Below are 22,280 nucleotides of genomic sequence, written 5' to 3'. Positions count from 1 at the left end.
AAGCACTTAAATGGATAAAAACGATATTTTTAACGAAGAATTTAATGGTGGATATGCAAAAATAGACCGCTATGATGAAACTAAAGTTACGGCAGTTGCATCGCACTACAAAGATATTATTACGCAATTGGGCGAAGACCCTGAGCGGGAAGGCTTGTTAAAAACGCCCGAACGCGTGGCTAAAGCATTACAATATTTAACGCATGGTTATGATTTAAAACCGAACGAAATTTTAAAATCGGCCATGTTTGAAGAGGATTATAGCCAAATGGTTGTGGTTAAAGATATTGAAGTTTATTCGATGTGCGAACACCACATGTTGCCATTTTTTGGTAAAGCGCATATTGCTTACATCCCGAATGGAAAGATTGTTGGCCTGAGCAAAATCCCTCGGGTAGTAGATGCTTTTGCCCGCAGGTTACAAGTACAAGAACGATTAACCAACGAAATTAGAGATTGCATACAAGATACTTTATTGCCGATGGGTGTAGCCGTAGTTATTGAATGTAAGCACCTTTGCATGGCAATGCGAGGCATACAAAAACAAAATTCGGTAACTACAACTTCTGCATTTACAGGTACTTTTTTAAGTAACGACAAAACCAGAGCCGAATTTTTAAGGTTAGTTACAGCCAATTTACATTGACCCCTGCCCCTAAAAGGGTAAGGATAAATAATATTTACTAAACAATTAATTCCCCATTTAGGGGATCAAGTGGTATGAAGGCATATATTTTCCCCGGACAGGGGGCACAGTTTGTTGGCATGGGTAAGGATCTTTATGAGAATCCGCTCGGTGCCAATTTATTCGAATTGGCAAATGAAATAATTGGTTTCCGCATTAGCGATATAATGTTTAGCGGTACTGATGAGGAGTTGAAACAAACCAATGTTACACAGCCTGCAATATTTCTTCACTCGGTTATTTTAGCCCAAATTTTGGGCGAAGATTTTAAGCCAGATATGGTTGCAGGACATTCTTTAGGAGAGTTTTCGGCCTTGGTAGCTGCAAATGCTTTAACCTTTGAAGATGGATTTAAATTGGTAATTGCCAGAGCTAACGCAATGCAAAAAGCCTGCGAAGCACAACCATCTACCATGGCGGCAATATTGGGTTTAGCCGATGATGTAGTAGAGAAAATTTGTGCTGAGATTAATGAGGTAGTTGTACCGGCAAATTATAATTGCCCTGGTCAATTGGTTATTTCTGGTAGTATTGAAGGTATCGATTTGGCTTGCACTAAACTAACAGAAGCCGGCGCAAAAAGAGCACTTAAATTAAATGTTGGCGGCGCGTTCCACTCTCCATTAATGGAGCCCGCAAAAATAGAATTACAGGCCGCAATAGAAAGCACTCCTATTGCTGTTCCAATTTGCCCTGTTTACCAAAATATTGATGCGAAACCTTATACCGTTCCATCGCAGATTAAAGAAAATTTAATTAAACAATTAACCGGAGCCGTACGTTGGACACAAACCGTAGAAAATATGCTAGCCGATGGTGCAACAGATTTTGTAGAAGTTGGCCCCGGAAATGTTTTGCAAGGCTTGGTTAAAAAAGTGAGTAGAGAGGTTGCTACAAGTAGCGCTTCTTTATAATCTCTTTTTGCACATATGAACAACGCCATAAGCACATCGTTTATGGCGTTGTTTTTTTATCCATCCATTTAAGGTAGATAAGTATTTTGTAGTTAAAGCGTTTTAACCAAAACCATTGCTGTCAATCAAAGTTTGATAATTAAATTAGAGGATGATTATCAAAAGCAGTTCATAAATTTATATAGATGAAAATGAGCATAGGGGCTAAAATTAGATTTTTACTGTTAATATTAGGTTGTTGCTTAATCGCAACCTCAATTTCACTAAATATTTTTAATACCCCGGCTGATATTTTAGCTCGCGAATCTAAAAGTCTCGAGAAAAAATTAAACGCTAAAGAACAAGTTGTAAGTGCCTTAATCCACAACAAAAGCTTGCTTCAAAATGCCAAAAAATTTCATTTAAACCCTAAACTTAGCTTAAATTTTTTAAACGCTTACCGCAGTTACGGCATTAATTTGTTAACGTACCAAAATAACAATCTTAAATTTTGGACCACATTTAAAGTTGGCGATATTAATCCAAAAAGCATAAAAGAAGGTAGCTCGGTGCTATTTTTTTCTAACGGATGGTATGAGGTTGTTAAAAAAACCGATCAAAACTTTACTTTCGTTTTCTTAATTGCAATCCAGTCTAACTACTCAGTTAAGGAAAATCAATTTTTTAAAAATGATATCGACCCGCTGTTATCAGATTCGAAAACTTTAACGCTTGCTAATTTTACCGATAAAGATAGCTATGAAATTAAAAGTATAGATAACAAATTCCTTTTTGCTTTAAAATCAAAAGGTGATAACCTTGATCGTATTAACTCATTGCCTCAAGTTTGGCTGTTTGTTTCGGGTTTGCTTTGCATCTTAATGTTTTTCAATTCGTTAAGTTCGTTAATTGCGAAAAGAGGTTATCCCGTTTTAGGAACACTCTTATTATTTGCTGTTTTTTCGTTGTCTCGTATCACCGATTTAAAGTACGGCTGGTTTAATCATCGCTTTAACTTAGCACTTTTCGACCCAAAAATATATTCGCAAAGTACGCAAATGCCCTCCTTAGGCGATTTTTTGCTTAATGTTATATTTAGCACATGGTTGCTTTTGTTCGTTTATAATCACATTCAAAAGTGCCAGTTTATCAAAATAATAAAGGAAAGTAAAATTGCAGGCCTTATTATTCAAACATCCTTTATATTGTTAATTGGCGCCTTGGCTTTTTTTATGGATGAGTTATTTTTAGGTTTAATATTAAACTCTAAAATTAATTTCGATATTATAAATATCTTAAAACTGGGTGGTACAAGCTGGGTAAGTATTGTAATTCTGTGTTTAATATGGTTTCAAATTTACTTAGTTGCCGTTATTACAGTATCGCTTAGCAAGCAATTAAATGTAACAAATAGAGAAAGACTGATTCTTTTTCTCACTGCTTTTTCGGGTTTTTTTTTATATAAGTTGGTAACTGATTTTACAGCATTTTTTATCGTTTATGCATTGGTTGTATTTTTGGTTGGGCGTATTTTATACGTTAAGCAAACGCGTTTTTCAATCGGGTTGGTTGCCGTTATATTTTTTTGCTTAGCGTTTAATACATCCATAAAATACATTAAATATAAAGACATTAAGGAACGTAATTTTAGAGAAACACTGGCTCAAAAAGTACAGTCCTCAGATGATCCAAATGCCATTGTAGCATTGGGTAACTTGGAGAAAAAAATCCTAACGGATAAATTCCTCATTAATTATTTTAATAACAACGTTACTGGAAACTACGCTGTTTTAAAAAATCATATAAAGGATTTGATGGATGGTTATTTATCGAGATATGATTATAAAATTTATGATTATAATCGTTTCGAGACTGCGATAAATGATAATGGCCAACCGATTTCGAAATACAAATATTTGGTGGAGTCTGGCGCTATAAAAATAGATGCTTCAAATTATTTTTATAAGGTAAATAATACCTTTGGCTACCAAGATTACTTTGGCATTTTGCCCGTGTTAAAGGAAGATAATTTAATGGGCACATTGATTATTGAGTTTCGCTCCAAACCGTATAATTTCAATAATCGCCTGCCTGATCTATTGTCGGATGCTAAAATGGTTAATGATGAAGAATTTAAGAATTACTCGATTGCGCTTTATAGTTACAATAAACTCTTAAACCAATCTGGAAATTACACATTTCCTTTAGATGGAAATATTTTTAAAGGTAAGGTAGAAGATTTTGTGTTTTTTAACGATTCGCAGCAACAAGGAACTGTACTAAAACGCTATAACCACTTAATTTATAAACCAAAAGAGAATAAAATGGTGGTAATTACTAAAGAGAAGATAGATTACATAGAGCGTTTAGCGGCTTTATCCTTCTTTTTTTTGGTATTTATTATCTTTTCGTTTTTATTGTACGGTTTAATTTGGTTAATTAGAAATTTAGATAACGAGCATGTGGGTTGGTTTAGCATTAATCGATCGCTGATGATTAACGCCAACAAAATCCTTTACAAAACGCGTATTCAAGTTACCATTGTACTTTCTGTTGTTGCTACGTTGCTTGTTGTAGGTTGGACCACCTATTTTTATATGGATAGGGAATACCGGGGGCAACAGGATGTTTTAATAAAAGATAAGATTAGAAAAGTTCAGCAGAATTTTGAGAAGCAAGTTTTTAGCGATGGTAAAATTAAAACAGATGATAAAGCCACGGCCGATTTTATAACTTTTGCCGATATAAATAACGCTGATTTAAATTTATATGATACAACGGGCACTTTGTTGATGAGTACTAATCCAAAACTTTTTAGCAATAAAATTATCAGCAAAAAAATGGGTGCCATGGCTTACATTTATTTGGATAAGATGCATCGTTCGGAGTATATAAATACTGAAGAGAAGATTGGTTTATTAACTTATGCAGCGGCTTATGCGCCGATTAGAAATGCACAAAATAAAACGATCGCTTATATCTCGTTGCCAAATTATTCAAACGAAGCTGAGTATAAAGATAAAATTGCCCTGTTTGTAAGTAATTTAATTAACATATATGCCTTGGTTTTTGTAGGCATTGGTGTGCTGGCGGTATTTTTGGCGAATCAAATTACAAGTCCGCTAACTTTTATTCAGCAAAGTATAAGTAAAACAAAAATTGGCCAGCGAAACGAACCCATTATTTGGCGCAGGCACGATGAAATTGGCTTACTTATTAAAGAGTATAACAGTATGATTGCGGCTTTAGAGGAAAGTGCGTTAAAACTTGCACGTTCTGAGCGTGAGAGCGCTTGGCGAGAAATGGCCAAACAGGTTGCACACGAAATTAAAAATCCACTTACGCCTTTAAAATTGGGCGTTCAGTTGTTAGAAAAATCGTGGAAAGAGAATGATCCAAACTTTGAATTAAAGTTTAATAAATTTAGTAAATCTTTTATAGAGCAAATTGATAGTTTATCGAAGATTGCATCAGAGTTCTCGAACTTTGCAAAAATGCCAGAAACGAATTTAGAAAAATTATCAATCGAACCAATTATCGATCAGGCTAGAGAAGTATTTAAAAGCGCCGAAAATGTTGAAATAAACATTTTCAATAACTTACAAGTAAATGCGCATATTTTTGGCGACAGAGACCAGTTGTTAAGAACCTTTAATAACTTATTTAAAAATGCGATTGAGGCCACAGAGGATGAAAGAATGTGTGTAATAAACGTAATTTTACACAATGATTTTGAACACATCCTTATAGAAGTTAAAGATAACGGCAAAGGAATACCAGCCACTTTTTACGATAAAATATTTGTGCCAAACTTTACAACAAAAACCTCGGGGACTGGCTTAGGTTTAGCATTTGTTAAGCAGGCAGTAGAAAATGCAGGTGGTAAAATATCATTTAGTTCGCCCGATAACCGAGGCACAAGTTTTTATATAGATTTCCCAATAGTTTAATTGCTCGTTATTTCAACTCAATTTGAGCTTTGCCCATTGTATGGCCATCGGTATATAAAATAATAGTATAAATGCCTTTTATAAAAGGCTTTGAGTTTGCCCAATCAATTGTGTAATAGCTGTTATCGTTGTTATAATCAATATTCATGGCGTGGCTATACTGCATATCTTGGCCATCGGCTTCGAAATGGTTGCTATCATCAGCTAATAAATTCCCTGCAGGATCAAAAACCCTTAAATATACGTTATGAAATCCCTTTTCTGCCAAATCATTAGCTACAACGTTAAACTTAACACTTAGCTTTTCTGCGCTTGATGATCGGGTAACATCTATCTTTTTACCACTAGATTTGGTTCGAAATGCCGTTATAGTGGCTTCTTGGATTTTTAAAGCCGAGGCAACTTTAACAGTAGCACTTAACTTAGCGTTCTCGCTAGCTAAATTGGTTGCTTTTTCATTAATGCTTTTAACGGTTGTTTCTAGGCTATCTTGCTTTACTTTTAAAAATTTATTTTCTTTTTGTAGCGATACAATTTGGTCATTGTAGTTTTTTACAAACGTTTTTAAATCATTAATTTGTGCCGCTGCATTGTCTAACTCCCTTTGCGTTAGGGTTCCTTTCTCTAAAGCTGATTTTAATTCTTGAATTTTAATTCGTGCTAATTTTTGCTCTTCTAATAAGTTCTTATTCAAATCTAAATTTAGAGCGTTAACCTTATCTAGCTCATTTTCAATTTTTTCAACTTCTAAACGTAGCTTATCTTTTTCAGTACTTACGGTCACCGTCACCTCGCTTTGTTGGCGGTCTTTAAAAAACAAATATCCATTTGTACCGAGTAAAGCTACAATAACAATAACTAAAAAATAAATCTTGCTACTATCGCCTTTGTTAACGTGTTCTGATTCCATGTTTATACTGGTGTGCTATCTATGTTATATTTTTATCTTTGTATTTAATTGGTTAATATGCAAATTAAACTTTTAAATAAACATATAAATTGTAAAAAATTATCGTTAAGTTGTTTAATACGCCCTCTTCAATTTGATGAATGTAAATTCTTATTTTTAAAAACAGATAGTAAATGCTTAAAAATCTTCTCTCCCTAATTTTTATAACGATCTTATCCACTAATATATTAAATGCTCAAACAATAACAAAAATTGCACCAAAACGAGAGTTTAGAGGCGTATGGGTTGCTACCGTAGCTAATATCGATTGGCCATCTAAACCCGGGCTTACTACCGATGAACAAAAGCAAGAGCTTATAGGTATTTTGGAACGCCATAAAAGTCAGGGTATGAATGCGATCATTTTGCAAATTAGACCGGCTGCGGATGCATTTTACGAAAAATCTAGAGAGCCTTGGAGCCAATGGCTGATGGGTAAACAGGGCGTAGCGCCAAGTCCGGGATATGATCCTTTGGCTTTTGCAATTAAAGAAGCGCATTTTAGAGGAATGGAATTGCATGCTTGGTTTAATCCTTATCGCGCAAGCATGGGTAGCATTGCAAATGTTAGTGCCGATCATGCTACTAAAAAGCATCCAGATTGGTTTTTTGTTTATGGCGGTAAATATCAATTCGATCCGGGCATACCCGAAGTTAGAGAATATATTGTTCAAGTAATTTTAGATGTTGTTAAAGGTTATGACATTGATGGTGTACATTTCGACGATTATTTTTATCCCTATGCAATTGCTGGACAGACGATAAAAGACGCTGAAACCTTTTATAAACACCCAAATAACATTTCTGACATTAAAGAATGGAGGCGCAATAATGTTAACTTGCTTATTAAGCAACTTGATGATAGCATTCATCATTATAAAAAGTATGTAAAGTTTGGAATTAGTCCGTTTGGAATTTGGCGTAATAAGTATGAAGACCCAGAAGGATCAGAAAGTAATGGGCTTTCTAATTATGGCGAACTTTATGCCGATAGCCGAAAATGGGTTAAAGAGGGTTGGGTAGATTATATTAATCCTCAGGTGTATTTCACTTTTTCGAGAAAAGTTGCGCCATTTGCTACTTTAGTTAATTGGTGGAGTAATAATACGTATGGCAGGCATTTATACATCGGCCAAGCCGGATATTTGGTCAATTCCAGATCAGAACAGGCGTGGAAAAACCCTAGTGAAATACCTAATCAGATAAGATTTATTAGGGCGAATAATCGAATACAGGGAAGCGTTTTCTTTTCTTCAAAATCGATGAGTACGGTAGCGAAAGCCGTTGGAGATTCGCTAAAAAATGATTTTTATAAATACCCTGCATTGCCTCCGCAAATGCCATGGTTAGATGATACCCCACCAAACCAACCGCAACAGTTTACTGCGGAAGCACATAACGATGGTGTGCATTTAAAATGGGCAAATCCGTTTAGGGCAAAAGATGGTGAAACGGCTTCGGGATATGTGATTTATAGGTTTGAAGAAGGTGAAAAAATTTCTATCCTCGATCCAAAAAATATTCTTAAAATTAGTTTTGAAGATTATTTAAGCTTTATTGATACTACGGTTGAGCCCGGTAAAAGATACAGTTACCTTTTAACGGCCTTAGATCGTTTGAAAAACGAGAGCGACCCAACCGGGCCAGTGGGTGTAGAAATTCCTAAATTAAAAAAGGATTAACCGATTTTATAAACACCGGAGCGTAACTTGCGCCAAAAATAGAACTGTTCTCAATCTGTGGCACAACCGACAGCCTTTTTTAATCCTGCGGTTAATTCTCCTGCATGTTTTATTAACCTCAGTTCGATAATTATTAGATCAAGGATTTTAAGGTCGAACTGAGGTCAACTCTACCTTAAAAAGATATGAGCGTTAAAATCAAAAATTGATGAAACGCATCTTTGTTTAGTTTAATCGATGCTTGCAGTTACTTCTTTTGTAGGTTTGCCAATTACTTTATAGTTGCCATCACCTTTTAGTATTGCCAAAATTTGTGGCTGATTATTGAATAAAGATTTCGCTGAGGCCAACTCCTTATCGTACTGAAAACTCTGTTCTATTTTACCTTTTTCATAAAAAAACCGACTTACAATCTGCGTTTCGAGCATTCGCTTAATTTCTGCTTTATGCGTTAGTAAATCAGTTTTCTTAGCCGAGTTTAATTTGTTTTTAAGATTTTCCAAATCAGCCTTTACATCGGCAGTTTTATTTTCTTTATCAGCTTCGTAGCGCAATTCGGTTAATAATCGCTCGGTACGACTTTGATAACTTAAATCTTTATCGCTTAAGCTATTTATAAAGTTATTGTAATCTGCATCCGTAAGTTGAAATTTTTGCGCAGATGGCAAACTAACTTTCTCTTTTTTATAACGATTTGCATAATTAAAAAATAGGCTTTTGTTAATCAATGTAATCGTAATCGGACTAATTTTATTAGCCTCCGTAACAACATCAGGATAAATTCCATTTCCACTGTAAACACTTCTTCCTGCTTTTGTTTGAAACATAGTTATACTCGAATCGGCAAATTTAACGGCTTCACCATCTAAATTTTTATGGGCATAATCTAACCTTTGGATGCACCTGCCCGATGGCGTATAATACTTCGCTACGGTTACCTTAACTAAGCTATTATAAGGTAAATTAAATGTTTGTTGCACCAAGCCTTTGCCGTAACTACGCTGTCCGATTATAACAGCACGATCAAGATCTTGTAAAGAACCGGCAACAATTTCTGAGGCAGAAGCTGAACCTCCATTTACCAAAACAACCAAAGGTACTGAAAGCGAAAGTGGCGTAAGCTGTGTTTTATAAGTTACCGTTTTCTCTATATTTTTACCTTTTTGCGTAACCACCACTTGGTCTTTATTTATAAACAGGTTTACAATCTTCACGGCTTCCTGTAAAATTCCACCACCATTATTTCTTAAATCTAGGATAACGCCTTTTGGGTTTTCTTTATTTATGGCAACCAATGCATCCCTAACTTCTTGTGCAGAATTTTCTAAAAATTTATCTAATTTAATGTAACCAATGCCATCGCCCACCATTCCTGAGTAAGAAACGTTTGGTAATTTAATTTCATCACGAATAATTTTTCTGTTGATTTCTTTTCCATCTCTTACCAAAATCATATTTACTTCCGATCCTTTTGGGCCCCGTAAAAGCTGACTAATTTGGCTTCGTTCCTTATCTTTTACGATGGTGCCACTTATTTTTACAATTTCATCGCCAGGTTTTATATCTTGTTTAAATGCTGGGTAGCCTTCGCTCACCTCATTTACGAACAATTTACCATCAATTATCAATGTTGATGCGCCTATACCACCATATTGCGTGCTTACGTATTTGAGTTTATAATCTTCAATTTCCGATTCTGGTATATACTCCGTGTAAGGATCTAAGCTATTCAACATTGCGTCTATTCCAATCTTCATCAATTTTGGCGCACTGGTTTCATCAACATAATTGATGTTAATTTCTTTATATACAGTAGCAAAAATGTCTAGATTTTTAGATACAAGAAATAAATCCTCCCTAAAAGAAAATGATAGGACAATAATAATAGAAGAAATGGCAATTAGGCCAAACTTATATTTTTTAAGCTTTTTCATGAAAGTTAAAAATTAATGATGCCCATTAAAATACAGCGAACGCATCTACAAGGTAAATGTAATCATTGAGTATGAGAAAGGCAATATAGCGCGAGAGTTGGTGCTGTAAATTAAAGTCGGTTACCTTTTGTATCAGCAAGCGCCTTTTGAATGGTAAATTCTATATAAGTTCTATCACGCTTAACCAAACGCATTAAATCCTCTACAAGTGCATCTTCATTGCCTGGCACAAATGCTAATGGCTCATTAGCAAGATCGCGGTATTTACGCAAAAACTTAGTTTTTACTTTAAATGCAGTTTCTTCTGTAAGTTGGAAATTGGCCATAGCAGATATTATTTACTGCAAAAGTAGAAAATATTAATGGGAGGTTGTTCAATTTTTATGTGATATCACAAAAAAAGCCGAAATTAGTGTAATTTATCTAAACACTTCACTACAAATTTAAACCATGAAAAAAATCATCATTCCTGTTTTTATCCTTTCTATGGCTTGGGCATCGTCTCGGGCACAAAGCTTTAACCTTGGTATAAAAGCTGGCGTAAACTTAGCTAAACTAGATGCAGATTACGCAAGTACCGAAAATCGTTTGGGTTATCAACTTGGACTTTGGGCGAGGGTTGGCGGCGCAAACTTTTACGTGCAACCCGAAGTGTATGCTGGTAGCAAAGGCAGCAAATTTATTAGCTTTACAAACAATGGTAACGAAGTAAAAGCCGATGGAAAAGTAGAATTTACCACGCTTAGTGTGCCTGTTTTACTCGGTACAAAATTCGGCACTAAAAGTTACAATATCCGTTTAATGGCAGGGCCAGTAGTTTCATTTGTTTTGAATGATAAATCGACATTCGATTCGGCTTATAAACAAGCTACGGATTTTAACAACTATAAAAATCAAGCTTTCGCCGTTCAGGGTGGTGTTGGTGTGGATGTTGGGGCATTATCTTTAGATTTAAGATATGAAGCTGGCTTAAGCAACATCAGCAAAAGTGAAACTTACAGTCAAAAAGCAAATGTATTTCAACTAAGTGTAGGATTTAAAATATTTTAACAATCAATAATAATCAGTTAATAAAAAAAGCCTATTCAACTTATAATCGAATAGGCTTTTTTTAGATAGGTTTTGAAATTTTTAACTTAGTGTGGCCAGCGTGGTTATACCACCTTTTACTACTTGGTTAAGTTCTACGTTAACTTTTGTGCCAACGGGAAGAAAAACATCCACTCTAGAACCAAATTTAATAAAACCGAACTGCTCTGTTTGAATAACCTGATCGCCTTCTTTAATATACCAAACAATTCTACGCGCTAAAGCACCAGCAATTTGGCGGAAAAGAATTTGCACGCCAGTTTTATGTTCTACAACAGTTGTTGTGCGTTCGTTTTCTGTTGATGATTTTGGATTCCATGCGGCAAGATATTTGCCTGGATGATATTTGAAAAACTTAACCACACCCGAAATTGGATTACGGTTAATGTGCACATTTACAGGCGACATAAAAATAGAAACCTGTAAGCGTTTATCTTTAAAATATTCGCTTTCTGTAGTTTCTTCAATTACAACGACTTTACCATCGGCAGGGCAAATAACTAAATTTTCTCCAGCAGAAAACGTCCGGCTAGGATTACGGAAAAACTGTAAAACGATTATAAATAATGCGAAAGAAAAGATATAGACCGCCCAACGCAACCAAGTTATATCGTAGTATTTATAATCAACCAATGCGTTGATCACAAAAATAAACAATACGCTTAAAGCGATCGTAGTATAGCCTTCTTTATGGATAGTCATCTTTCTTAAATTTGTTATGGTTGCAAAATTGGGAAAAATAATTAGAAATATCGTTAGTTATGGGTGTTAATTGGGATTTTCAATAAATCAGTACTTTTGCCAGCTGGTGATTACTGGATATAGCGCCAGTCATCGGATGATTACATACGTTGTGACTATAATCATTCGATGACTACTTTGCCTAACTGGTCGCCCGGTAAATATCAATTAAATTTCTGCCCAAACCATTGTAATCCAAACCATAACCAACTACAAACTCGTTAGGTATTTCGAAGCCCATATAAGCTAATTCTTCTAGTTTTCGATTAAGTTTATGAATATAGATTTGGGTTTATTTTTTTTGAATTTGCAATTTCTTTCCTTCCAAATAAGCGTTTAATTGCTCAAAATTCATTCCTTTAATTTCTTTTGAAATTTTGTCTTTGATTTTCCTAAAGGTTTTAACGGTATCGAAGTCCTTTTCCGTTTTAGTTTTATGGTTCATTGCCTACAATTTCTTTTGGTGAGTGAATATTTAAATTCAGATATCCTAAACGTAAATTTATAGAATTATAACCTCTAATCCTATAAACGTTGACAATATGCTTAAAATTCCAACTAACTAAGATGTCAACTTTGTTTAGCGTTGCAGTCGCAATGTGTAAACAGTCGTCAAAACTGGTCTCTCCTATAACCTTTTCGTCAATATATGTTTGCGCAAGCTTAAAGGCTTCTTCAGTAACAAATACTTTTTCAAGTTGTTCGGGTTTTAGCTCGTTGAAGTAATTTCGTATTCTTTCTGGTGCATTTTCCAGTTCTGCTTCGGTTAGGTTTGAATAAACACATTTTATTTGACCCAATTTTACGCGTTCAAAAAGGAGAAGTGTTTCTTCTTCAAATTCAATGTCAAATACACCACCAAAAACTGAAGTATCAAAATAAAAACGTTGTATCATTGTTTAAGTTTACATGATTTATCTGCGGTCAAATTTGCATTTCTAGTTACAAAAAACTTAATATTAATTAATTAGTCGCCCTATAAATATCAATTAAATTTCTGCCTAAACCATTATAATCTAAACCATATCCCACTACAAATTCATTAGGGATTTCGAAACCCACATAATCCAACTCTTCAATTTCATGCTTTAATGCCGCAGGTTTAAGCAGTAACGAGCAAACTTTAATCGATGCTGGATTTTTCTCCTTTAAGGTTTTTAAAATATGCGTTAGCGTTAATCCGGTATCCACAATATCTTCTACGATGATTAAATCTCTACCTTCAATATCATCAGGCAAACCAATTAATTCTTTAACTGCGCCAGTGCTTTGCGTGCCTTCATAAGATGCTAAACGCATAAATGCAACCTCGCAAGACAAATCGATTTCTTTTATTAAATCGGCCATAAACAAAAAGCTACCATTTAAAATTCCAATAAATAATGGGCTTCTACCTTCATAATCTACATTTAGTTGGATACCCAATAATCGAATACGTTTGTTAATGGTTTCGTTCTCTAAAAATATTTCGAACTCTTTATCTATAACTTTTATTTTGTTCATCTAATTCTTTTCTTGTATTTAACTACCTTATATTTTGAACACATTGACTAAAAACTGGTAACCAGTAACCCATAACTACCTAACCTCCTACCACTTTTTCTCTTTCTAACCTCCGTTGCTCCCTACGTTCTTGGCGCAACTGCTTATTCGTTTTTGTAGTATCTGCAGGCATATTATTGTTACGCTTTGAAACAGAATCTGTCTTAGATGGACCAAAAATTCTATCGAATAAATTTTTGCTTTTATCTTGCATCACAACGGGCATTGCTTCTCCATCCTCATCAACCAAAACGGTATCTACAGCCGCAGAATCTGGCGCTAAATATCTACGTAAACCCTCCCGTAAACGAACATTATAAAAGCCATAATTGGTGCTATCGGCAGTTGCGAAACCACGTTTGGCCATAATGTTGCCCATAAACCTAAAATAATTATACATGTAAGGCTTTAAACTTCCATCAGCCACAAACTTATACATCGCTGCTTTTGGTCGTGGTACAATACTGGCTAAAAATATGCCTTCGCCAATGGTTAAATCGGCTGGTTGTTTACCAAAATAATATCTTGAAGCTTCGCCGATACCATAAATATTTTGTCCTAACTCAATAATGTTAAAATATACTTCCAACATTCTTTGTTTAGTTACTAAATGATTGTGCTCAATTAACCAAACAATTAAAATTTCTTCTGCTTTGCGGGCTAAGGTTTTTTGGCGACTTAAATAAATATTTTTTACCAATTGCATGCTAATCGTACTGCCACCGCGCTTAAATTTTTTCTCTTTATAATTAATGGCGATGGATTTACGGATAGACTCTTCTACGAAACCATTATGAGTGAAAAATGATGGGTCCTCGGCCGTTAAAACTGAATTCACAAAATTTTTCGAAATAGAACCTAATGGGGTAAAATTAGCGTTAGCTGGACCAATGGTAATGTCTCGCATGGGTTTGCCATACTCGTAAGGCGTATAAACAAACGCGCTGTTAATTTTCTGTAAATTGGTTTTGCCCCATTGTACAATTTTAAAATCGACTGGCGTTAGTGTAGAATTAAAGCGAACGCTATCGGGAATTTTAGTATCGAGATAAAAATTAAGATCATACTTTACTTTTCCTTTTACTTTTAATCCTTCTAACGATTCGAATAATCCCTGTGGAAAAGCATCAAATATCGATTGTGCATCTTGTTCTTCGGCCCTAAGTTTTAACTCGTAAATTTTATTTTTACCTAAAGTGTATTTAACAAATGGGTGTATGGTTGCATTTTTTAAATATGCAGTAGAAGTACTATCCAACGAAATGAAATTTGGCCCTATTAGCACGTCAGCATCAAGCTTTGCGCTTTGTACAATGATATCATTCGACGCGATTCGGGGCTGGTTAATGAGCATGTTTTTTACCGACCAAGAGCCAGAAATTTTATAGTCATCGCCACTGTATTTTGCATTTTTTAGCTCTGTTTGTAGGGTATCGAAACTCAGTTTTGCATGTAGTTTTTGGTTTAAGTACGGTAATTCTAATTTCTTGCCATCGGCGTAAACCGTAAAACTTAATTTCTTGCTTCCGGGGTTTACATATCCATCAATATGCCAAATAGATTCGCGGTTGTTAACATTAATTGTAGATGTTAAATCGCCATTATTTATAATCGCTTGGGTATCAAATGTTAATTTTGCGGTATCATTATCATTAAATTTAAAACGCATATTTTTAACATCCATATCATCAGGTATTTTGTACAAAACCTCGTTCATAACGTTGCTTGCAATATCTGCCAAATTAACTTTGTTCTTATTTTCAGTGCTGTCTTTTTTCTTCCTTTTAAGTATAAAATCGATGTTGGTGGTCGAATCTTTAAGTACAATATTTACAAAGCCTTGATTCAATTTTACTTGCGATAATTTTACAGTGCCAAAAATTAGAGGCAGGAGTTTTACGCCCACGCTAAGTTCATTTATACTTGCTAACGTATCACGATCTTTAGGAACAACCGTAATGCCTGTCATTTTTACGGTACTGAGTCCATCAAAAGTTGCGGCGCCAATTTTAACATCGAGCCCGAAATCCTTGTTCGCTTTTGTAATGGCTTTGGCAACCATTTTTTTTAATAATGCTTCTCGTTTATTGTACGCAACAACGCCTAAAGCCATGCAAACAATTAAAAATACGCCAATAATCCAAGCGCCAATTTTTAAATATTTTTTAGGAATTTTAATTTTTGATAATTGCATAGGTTGGTAAAATGTGTAATTGCTTAAACGTAACAAATAAATGTTTATTTCGTGTTAAAATTACAGTTAAAAAGCCTAAATAAAAGTTTTTATAGCGATGTTTTGTTAATTTTGGATTTATAAAATCGATAAGATGCAAATTAACCCACAACAAGTATTAGATGCACTTAAAAATGTAGAAGACCCAGACCTTAAAAAAGATTTGGTTACCTTAAACATGATTAAGGATTTAAACATCGTTGATAAAAAAGTAAGTTTTACCCTCGAATTAACTACGCCGGCATGCCCAATGAAAGACATGTTAAAGAATGCGTGTACAAATGCGATTAAACATTTTGTTGATGCCGAGGCCGAAATTTCTATAAATGTAACTTCGCGTGTTACGCAACCTGTAAATTCAAATTCGTTAGATCAAATTAAAAATATAATCCTAGTTTCATCAGGCAAGGGCGGTGTAGGAAAATCGACGGTGGCGAGTAACTTGGCGGTAACTTTGGCAAAAGATGGCGCAAAAGTTGGTTTAGTAGATGCTGATATTTACGGCCCATCAATACCTACTATGTTCGATTTGGTGCACGCAAAACCAGGTGCAGAAGAAACAGCAGAGGGGAAAACAAAAATTTTACCAATCGAAAAATATGGCATTAAATTGCTTTCGTTAGGGTTTTTTGCAGATCCTGGTCAGCCGGTGCCGTGGCGTGGGCCAATGGCTTCAAATGCAGTAAAGCAATTATTTAACGATACCAACTGGGGCGAATTGGATTATTTAATTGTAGATCTTCCGCCAGGTACAGGAGATATTCACATTACCATTACGCAAAGTTTCCCAATTTCGGGCGCAGTAGTTGTTACCACGCCGCAACAGGTTGCTTTAGCTGATACACATAAAGGATTGGCCATGTTTCGCATGCCGGGCATAAATATTCCAATTTTGGGCGTAATTGAGAATATGTCGTACTTTACACCACAAGAACTACCCGATAACAAGTATTATATTTTTGGTAAAGGTGGTGGGCAAGTACTTGCTGAGCGTTTTGATGTTCCTTTTCTTGGCGAAATACCAATTATACAAAGCATTGCCGAAGCGGGCGATAGCGGAAAACCTGCAACATTAAACCAAAATCCTTTATTGGATGAAATATTTGGAGATATTGCAAGCAAAATTGCACAACAAATATCTATAAATAACGCACAAGCGAGCAATTGATAAAATTTTGCTATTTTTATATTTTAAAAAATTATAATGAATTTAACAGAGCAGGTAGAACAGGCATTAGAAACCATTAGGCCGTATTTAAAGGCAGATGGAGGGGACGTTGCTGTTGAAGAAATTACAGCCGAAGGCGTAGTTAAGCTAAAACTTTTAGGAAACTGTGGTTCGTGCCCAATGAGTTTTATGACCATGAAATCGGGCATAGAGCAAGCAATTATGAAGGCTGTACCACAAATTACGTCGGTAGTGGCTATAAATATGGCCGAGCAGGATTAGCTTTAACACAATTTAACAAGGAAGTTTTATTATAAAAATTACTTTTGTATTAATGAAATATTGGGGAGCCCTTTTTTGTATATTTTTCTCTTTAGCTGCTTTTGCACAAAAGCCAGTACAGCAGCGCCTTATTCAATTTTCGGGTATTATAACGGATATTGATAGTGTTTCGGTTATCCCTTATGTTACCATTACCAATATTTCGAATAAAAATCAACGTATTGCTGCAGATTATAGGGGTTATTTTACGATGATTGTTCATCCGAGCGATACGCTTTTATTTACCGCCATTGGTTACAAAAAATTTTCTACGATAATACCCGTAATTAATCCAGATAATAAGTACACCGCAATGGTGAAAATGAAATCGGAAGTGATTAATTTGCCAACTGTACGCATTTTCCCTTGGGCTACAACAGAAGAGTTTACCCGCGAATTTCTATCGATGAAACTTGCAGATGATGATATGGCGATTGCCAAGAAAAACCTTTCTCGAGAATCGATAAATGGAATGATCCAAACTTTACCACGCGATGGGCAGGAAATTGGCAGTCAGAATTACCGTTATAATTTTGATCGAATGATTAATAAAAACATGGTTCAAACCAACCCATTACTAAATCCTTTTGCATGGGGGAAACTAATGCAACAGATTTTTGATGGCGATAAAAGTAGGGGCGATAATTAGGATAATCAAGATCGCCATTGCGAGGCACGAAGCATTTTTTTGCTTTGCTTCGCGCATGTATATGACTGTAAACCGTAAATTGTTTGCTGAAAGTTTAAAAACCAGACTATGAACAGAATCCTATTAATACTATTTACAATTATCCCTTTCGGTTGTCAAGCACAAAAGACCGAAAAATACAATCTCGGATTTGAAAACCAAAAAAGTGAAAAAGTACTTTCTGACGGCTGGTTCAAATGGGGGAATTATAAACTGACAATAGATAGTCTCACTCATTCAGGAAAGAAGTCCGGGAAAATAACTTCAGACGAAGCCGGAAGTTCCTTCGGTAGTATTGCATATAAAATACCTGCAAACTATAAAGGAGCTACAATTCAACTTGAGGGTTGTATGAAAATCAAAAATGTTGAAAAAGGGTTCGCAGGTTTATTGTTGCGTATTGACGGAAACGGGACTTCTTTAGCTTTTGACAATATGCAGAGTCAAAAAATAACAGGAACAAAAGATTGGCAAAAATACAGCATAACACTTAAATATCCCAAAGGAGCAGAAACGATTTTTATGGGTGGAATACTTTCGGGAAAGGGCGAAGCTTGGTTTGATGATTTTACCGTTTCTATTGACGGGAAAAATATCCAAACGCTTAAGGAAGAAAATAAAGAGTTATCAAAAGCACAACTTGATAAGGAGTTCGATAACGGGTCTTCAGTCAAACTTTCTGACTTGTCCGCTGAAAGTATAGATAATCTTGAATTACTGGGAAGAGTTTGGGGATTTCTTAAGTATTATCACCCCGAAATTGCTAAAGGAAATTATAATTGGGATTATGAACTGTTCAGGTTTTTACCAAAATACGCTAAAGTTCAAAATAGCGGAGAGAGAAACAAACTTATAATTAACTGGATTAATTCACTAGGCGACCTAACAAAATGTCTGAAATGTAAACCAACGGGTAAAGACTCTTGGTTAAAGCCAGACCTTTCTTGGATTGATAATCAAAATAACGATTTAAAAAATAAATTACTACAAGTTTACAACAGTCGCTCTCAAGATAGCAATTATTACATCGGGATGTTTTACGTTGGAAATCCAGAGTTTAAAAACGAAAATGCTTATTCTAAAATGTCGTATCCAGACGAAGGCTTTAGGTTATTGTCGCTTTATAGGTATTGGAATATGATAAATTACTTTTATCCTTATAAACACTTAATGGACGAGGATTGGAACAAAAAATTAAAAGAATACATTCCATTGTTTATTAATGCAAAAGACGAATTAAGCTATGAATTGACTGCTCTTCAGCTTATTGGAGATGTCCAAGATACACACGCCAATCTTTGGGGCGGTGCTGATAAAATCGAAGAATGGAAAGGTTCGAATTACTCTCCAATAAATGTTCGTTTTATAGAAAATCAACTAGTTGTAACAGATTATTATAATGAAGAATTAAAAAGCAAAGTCGGGTTAAAGATTGGGGATGTGATTACCAAAATAAATGGTAAAACCATCGATGAACTAATTAAAGAAAAATCTAAATATTATCCTGCATCAAATTTCCCAACAAAACTAAGAGACATTTCGGCTGACCTTTTACGTTCTAATGGTAAGAAAGTTGACATCGAATTTAAATCCGACAATTCTAAATCGCAAACAAAATCACTTAAACTTTACCCAAAGGACAGTCTTAACATTTACCGTTATTATAGAAAAAGTGACGAAAAATCTTATAAAATGCTGGAAAACAATATAGGTTATGTCACATTGCAAACCATAAAGCAAGGCGACATTAACAAAATAAAATATGAGTTTAGCAAAACGAAAGGCATGATAATCGACATCCGTAATTATCCCTCAACATTTGTTCCGTTTAGCTTAGGCTCTTATTTTGTTTCATCATCTACGCCATTTGTAAAATTTACGAATGGCAATATTAATAATCCGGGCGAATTCACTTTCACTAATAATTTGGATATTCCAAGAAAAGGACGACCTTACAAAGGAAAATTAGTCGTTTTGGTAAATGAATTATCACAAAGTCAGGCTGAATATACGGCAATGGCATTCAGGGCAGGGAATAACACGACAATAGTTGGAAGTACGACTGCTGGAGCAGATGGAAACGTATCGATAATCATGCTCCCTGGTGGACTTAGAACTATGATTTCTGGTATTGGAATTTACTATCCAAACGGACAAGAGACTCAAAGGATTGGAATTGTACCAGACGTGGTAGTAAAACCAACTTTAAAAGGCATAAGAGAAGGAAAAGATGAGTTACTTGAAAAAGCCATAGAAATTATCACAAATAAATGAAACCAGCAGGTAATATGTCTTGCCAAAATTAGGCCTGAACATGTTCGATTGAACTTATGTACTGAAATCCTTACTTTGAGTAACATCCCAAAAGGGAAAATGCTTCCATTTTACAAATAAAAACTATCTCTTTTTACTTTTATTTGGAAACCTCATTCTGTAATCGGTTTTTACATCTCCTTTAGAAATCGCATCCAATTTACTTTTTAACATCGTTTTACGAAGAATACTTACTCTATCCGTAAAAAGTTTACCTTCTATATGGTCGTATTCATGCTGAATTACTCGCGCCGGCATACCTTTTACTTCGTCAATATGCTCAACCCAATGTTCATCAAAATATTTTACCTTAATTTTTGGCCTGCGGGAGATGTTTTCACGAATATCGGGAATGCTTAAGCAACCTTCATTAAAATTCCAGGGCTCGCCGGTTTCTTCCAAAATTTCTGCATTAATAAATACCTTCTTGTATTGAGGCTCATCTTCTTCATCATCATGAAAATCGACGATGAATAAACGGATAGGCAAACCAATTTGTGGTGCAGCCAAGCCAACGCCACTTGCATGATACATCGTATCGAACATATTGGCGATTAACTGTTTTAACTCAGGATAATCTTGATCTATGTGCGTACCCACTTTTTTCAAAACTGGATCGCCGTATGCTACTATTGGTAATTTCATTAAGTTGTTTTTATTTCACCCGTCATTGCGAGGAACGAACAATCTTAAATCGCTAGGTGTGATTAGCGATTGTTTGTTGGATTGTTTCGATCCTCGCAATGACGAAATCGTTTTAAATAGCTAATTAAGCCCATCACATTCTGGTGCAAAAATAAGAATTATTCTAATATCGGACTAAAAGTAAAAATATTCAATTTGTCAAAATCAAAAACCTCATCTGCAATTTGGGCAATTTCTGCTTTGGTTACTGCATCAATTTTTTCAAAAACCTGTTGTAAAGAATCTATTTTATTGTGATCGATTAAGCTTTTGGCCATAGAAATAATTAAACCGATTCTATTTTCTTCACCCAGTGCAATTTGTCCAATAAACTTATGCTTAGCCTTTTGTAATTGAATTTCGTTTAATGGATGATCCCTAAGCTTCTTCATTTCCTTAAAAATTAGCGATAAAGCTTTTGGATGTTTTTCCTTATCCGTGCCAAAATAAATGGAGAAGATTCCGGTATCACTCAGTGGCGAAAAATTCGATTCGATGGTGTAGGCAATTCCATATTTCTCTCTAATTTGAAGATTTAAAACCGAACTCATTCCGTTGCCACCAAAATAGTTGTTAAGTAACATTAAACCAGCCTTCTTTTTGTTATAGGTAGAGTAGGTTTGTGCGCCTAATATGCAGTGTGATTGCATAATCGGTTTATAAATATTGGTATTGGTGGGGTTTAAAACTTCGGGTTTTATTCTATTTTTAGCTGGACAGTTTTCAACAACATCAGCAAAATATTTTGTGCCTTTATTAACTACGCTTTTTAAGGTATAATTACCCAAAACAGCCACTATAATTTCATTGGTGCGGTAACTTTTTTTCCTAAAATCGATTACATCATCTCTTGTAAAATTACTTACACTTTCTATGGTGCCTAAAATATTATTGCCAAGCGCATTGCCGGCAAAAAGCATATCTTCAAAATCATCATTTATGGCTTCTTCTGGCTGATCGATGTAGGATGCAATTTCATCTAAAATAACGCTTTTCTCTTTTATCATTTCCTCTTCGGGGAAGGTAGAATGAAAAATAATATCGTTAAAAAGGTCTAATGTTCTATCTAAATAAGGATTTAAAAACGAAGCATGAACACAGGTATATTCTTTTGTAGTGTAGGCATTCAAATCTGCGCCAACACTTTCCAATCGGTTTAAAATTTGATTGGTACTGCGCTTTTCAGTGCGTTTAAAAATAAGATGCTCGATAAAATGTGCTAAACCAGCTTTATTTTCAGGTTCATCGCGAGCGCCTGTATTTACAATTATGCAGGCATGCGATATGGCTGACGCCGAAGGCACATGTAAAATACGGATGCCATTTGGCAGGGTGTGAACATTATACTCCATTAGTATGCAAAGATACATTTGTTTTGGCAATGGCAGTAATTCGTGCTGTTGGAAGT

General features: G+C 35.0%; 18 protein-coding genes and 1 pseudogene. 9 read left to right on the top strand and 10 right to left on the bottom strand.

The genetic code is table 11. The features are described from left to right. Positions 1–10 precede the first annotated feature (10 nt). The 3 genes from folE (at position 11) to EZJ43_RS04360 (ending at position 5,528) form a co-directional block, all read left to right on the top strand. On the top strand, positions 11–646 hold the full coding sequence (gene folE, locus EZJ43_RS04370) for a GTP cyclohydrolase I FolE (protein WP_133261452.1): 636 nt from the start codon (positions 11–13) through the stop codon (positions 644–646). 74 nt (positions 647–720) lie between these two features. Continuing rightward, positions 721–1,599, top strand: coding sequence for an ACP S-malonyltransferase (gene fabD / locus EZJ43_RS04365; protein WP_133261451.1), 879 nt, complete (start codon positions 721–723; stop codon positions 1,597–1,599). Positions 1,600–1,784: 185 nt separating this feature from the next. Beyond that, positions 1,785–5,528 (top strand): sensor histidine kinase, encoded by a 3,744-nt coding sequence (locus EZJ43_RS04360; RefSeq protein WP_133261450.1) that lies wholly within the window; start codon positions 1,785–1,787, stop codon positions 5,526–5,528. Between the two features lie 7 nt (positions 5,529–5,535). Here the strand turns inward: EZJ43_RS04360 and EZJ43_RS04355 are convergent, their stop codons facing one another. Next, positions 5,536–6,438 carry a hypothetical protein gene (locus EZJ43_RS04355; RefSeq protein WP_133261449.1) on the bottom strand — a complete coding sequence of 301 codons (903 nt, stop codon included), beginning with the start codon at positions 6,436–6,438 and terminating at the stop codon, positions 5,536–5,538. A gap of 173 nt (positions 6,439–6,611) precedes the next feature. Between EZJ43_RS04355 and EZJ43_RS04350 the strand changes: the two genes are divergently transcribed. Beyond that, a complete protein-coding gene (locus EZJ43_RS04350) occupies positions 6,612–8,159 on the top strand; it encodes a glycoside hydrolase family 10 protein (protein ID WP_133261448.1) in 1,548 nt (515 codons plus the stop codon). A 230-nt stretch (positions 8,160–8,389) separates the two neighbouring features. Here EZJ43_RS04350 and EZJ43_RS04345 read toward each other — a convergent pair whose 3' ends face one another. Next, entirely contained in the window at positions 8,390–10,093 is a 1,704-nt protein-coding gene (locus tag EZJ43_RS04345; RefSeq protein WP_133261447.1) for a S41 family peptidase, read from the bottom strand. Between the two features lie 110 nt (positions 10,094–10,203). Beyond that, entirely contained in the window at positions 10,204–10,419 is a 216-nt protein-coding gene (locus EZJ43_RS04340) for a hypothetical protein (RefSeq protein ID WP_133261446.1), read from the bottom strand. 124 nt (positions 10,420–10,543) lie between these two features. Here EZJ43_RS04340 and EZJ43_RS04335 point away from each other — a divergent pair, with 124 nt between their 5' ends. Further along, complete coding sequence (locus EZJ43_RS04335) at positions 10,544–11,143, top strand: porin family protein (protein ID WP_133261445.1); 600 nt, start codon at positions 10,544–10,546, stop codon at positions 11,141–11,143. Between the two features lie 81 nt (positions 11,144–11,224). On the opposite strand, the gene EZJ43_RS04330 is transcribed toward EZJ43_RS04335, so the two are convergent. The 5 genes and pseudogenes from EZJ43_RS04330 to EZJ43_RS04310 all read right to left on the bottom strand — a co-directional run bounded on the left by EZJ43_RS04330 (position 11,225) and on the right by EZJ43_RS04310 (position 15,659). After that, entirely contained in the window at positions 11,225–11,884 is a 660-nt protein-coding gene (locus EZJ43_RS04330; protein WP_133261444.1) for a phosphatidylserine decarboxylase family protein, read from the bottom strand. Between the two features lie 181 nt (positions 11,885–12,065). Further along, positions 12,066–12,176, bottom strand: a pseudogene (locus EZJ43_RS04325) (hypoxanthine phosphoribosyltransferase); the annotation flags it as partial. A 181-nt stretch (positions 12,177–12,357) separates the two neighbouring features. Then, positions 12,358–12,819, bottom strand: a complete 462-nt coding sequence (locus EZJ43_RS04320; protein ID WP_133261443.1) for a type II toxin-antitoxin system VapC family toxin — start codon at positions 12,817–12,819, stop codon at positions 12,358–12,360. A gap of 67 nt (positions 12,820–12,886) precedes the next feature. Then, positions 12,887–13,426, bottom strand: a complete 540-nt coding sequence (hpt, locus tag EZJ43_RS04315; protein ID WP_133261442.1) for a hypoxanthine phosphoribosyltransferase — start codon at positions 13,424–13,426, stop codon at positions 12,887–12,889. A gap of 79 nt (positions 13,427–13,505) precedes the next feature. After that, positions 13,506–15,659: a transglycosylase domain-containing protein gene (locus EZJ43_RS04310; RefSeq protein WP_133261441.1), complete on the bottom strand. Its 2,154-nt coding sequence runs from the start codon at positions 15,657–15,659 to the stop codon at positions 13,506–13,508. Positions 15,660–15,792: 133 nt separating this feature from the next. Here EZJ43_RS04310 and EZJ43_RS04305 point away from each other — a divergent pair, with 133 nt between their 5' ends. The 4 genes from EZJ43_RS04305 (at position 15,793) to EZJ43_RS04290 (ending at position 20,149) form a co-directional block, all read left to right on the top strand. After that, a complete protein-coding gene (locus EZJ43_RS04305; RefSeq protein WP_133261440.1) occupies positions 15,793–16,866 on the top strand; it encodes an Mrp/NBP35 family ATP-binding protein in 1,074 nt (357 codons plus the stop codon). 36 nt (positions 16,867–16,902) lie between these two features. Beyond that, a complete protein-coding gene (locus tag EZJ43_RS04300) occupies positions 16,903–17,148 on the top strand; it encodes a NifU family protein (protein WP_133261439.1) in 246 nt (81 codons plus the stop codon). 52 nt (positions 17,149–17,200) lie between these two features. Continuing rightward, positions 17,201–17,836: a hypothetical protein gene (locus tag EZJ43_RS04295; RefSeq protein WP_133261438.1), complete on the top strand. Its 636-nt coding sequence runs from the start codon at positions 17,201–17,203 to the stop codon at positions 17,834–17,836. Positions 17,837–17,944: 108 nt separating this feature from the next. Continuing rightward, complete coding sequence (locus EZJ43_RS04290) at positions 17,945–20,149, top strand: S41 family peptidase (protein ID WP_133261437.1); 2,205 nt, start codon at positions 17,945–17,947, stop codon at positions 20,147–20,149. A gap of 123 nt (positions 20,150–20,272) precedes the next feature. Here EZJ43_RS04290 and def read toward each other — a convergent pair whose 3' ends face one another. Then, positions 20,273–20,833 carry a peptide deformylase gene (gene def, locus EZJ43_RS04285; protein ID WP_133261436.1) on the bottom strand — a complete coding sequence of 187 codons (561 nt, stop codon included), beginning with the start codon at positions 20,831–20,833 and terminating at the stop codon, positions 20,273–20,275. Positions 20,834–20,991: 158 nt separating this feature from the next. Next, positions 20,992–22,224 (bottom strand): M16 family metallopeptidase, encoded by a 1,233-nt coding sequence (locus EZJ43_RS04280; RefSeq protein ID WP_133261601.1) that lies wholly within the window; start codon positions 22,222–22,224, stop codon positions 20,992–20,994. Between the last annotated feature and the right edge of the window lie 56 nt (positions 22,225–22,280).

It is taken from the genome of Pedobacter changchengzhani (assembly GCF_004354365.1).
Classification (GTDB): Bacteria; Bacteroidota; Bacteroidia; order Sphingobacteriales; family Sphingobacteriaceae; genus Pedobacter; species Pedobacter changchengzhani.
Note: the sequence above shows the minus strand (reverse complement) of the source record. Positions and strands in the feature narration are given on the sequence as shown.

Coding starts and splice junctions, on each gene's coding strand:
- folE (WP_133261452.1), top strand. CDS start 11: ATGGATAAAAACGATATTTTTAACGAAGAATTTAATGGTGGATATGCA.
- fabD (WP_133261451.1), top strand. CDS start 721: ATGAAGGCATATATTTTCCCCGGACAGGGGGCACAGTTTGTTGGCATG.
- EZJ43_RS04360 (WP_133261450.1), top strand. CDS start 1,785: ATGAAAATGAGCATAGGGGCTAAAATTAGATTTTTACTGTTAATATTA.
- EZJ43_RS04355 (WP_133261449.1), bottom strand. CDS start 6,438: ATGGAATCAGAACACGTTAACAAAGGCGATAGTAGCAAGATTTATTTT.
- EZJ43_RS04350 (WP_133261448.1), top strand. CDS start 6,612: ATGCTTAAAAATCTTCTCTCCCTAATTTTTATAACGATCTTATCCACT.
- EZJ43_RS04345 (WP_133261447.1), bottom strand. CDS start 10,093: ATGAAAAAGCTTAAAAAATATAAGTTTGGCCTAATTGCCATTTCTTCT.
- EZJ43_RS04340 (WP_133261446.1), bottom strand. CDS start 10,419: ATGGCCAATTTCCAACTTACAGAAGAAACTGCATTTAAAGTAAAAACT.
- EZJ43_RS04335 (WP_133261445.1), top strand. CDS start 10,544: ATGAAAAAAATCATCATTCCTGTTTTTATCCTTTCTATGGCTTGGGCA.
- EZJ43_RS04330 (WP_133261444.1), bottom strand. CDS start 11,884: ATGACTATCCATAAAGAAGGCTATACTACGATCGCTTTAAGCGTATTG.
- EZJ43_RS04320 (WP_133261443.1), bottom strand. CDS start 12,819: ATGATACAACGTTTTTATTTTGATACTTCAGTTTTTGGTGGTGTATTT.
- hpt (WP_133261442.1), bottom strand. CDS start 13,426: ATGAACAAAATAAAAGTTATAGATAAAGAGTTCGAAATATTTTTAGAG.
- EZJ43_RS04310 (WP_133261441.1), bottom strand. CDS start 15,659: ATGCAATTATCAAAAATTAAAATTCCTAAAAAATATTTAAAAATTGGC.
- EZJ43_RS04305 (WP_133261440.1), top strand. CDS start 15,793: ATGCAAATTAACCCACAACAAGTATTAGATGCACTTAAAAATGTAGAA.
- EZJ43_RS04300 (WP_133261439.1), top strand. CDS start 16,903: ATGAATTTAACAGAGCAGGTAGAACAGGCATTAGAAACCATTAGGCCG.
- EZJ43_RS04295 (WP_133261438.1), top strand. CDS start 17,201: ATGAAATATTGGGGAGCCCTTTTTTGTATATTTTTCTCTTTAGCTGCT.
- EZJ43_RS04290 (WP_133261437.1), top strand. CDS start 17,945: ATGAACAGAATCCTATTAATACTATTTACAATTATCCCTTTCGGTTGT.
- def (WP_133261436.1), bottom strand. CDS start 20,833: ATGAAATTACCAATAGTAGCATACGGCGATCCAGTTTTGAAAAAAGTG.
- EZJ43_RS04280 (WP_133261601.1), bottom strand. CDS start 22,224: ATGGAGTATAATGTTCACACCCTGCCAAATGGCATCCGTATTTTACAT.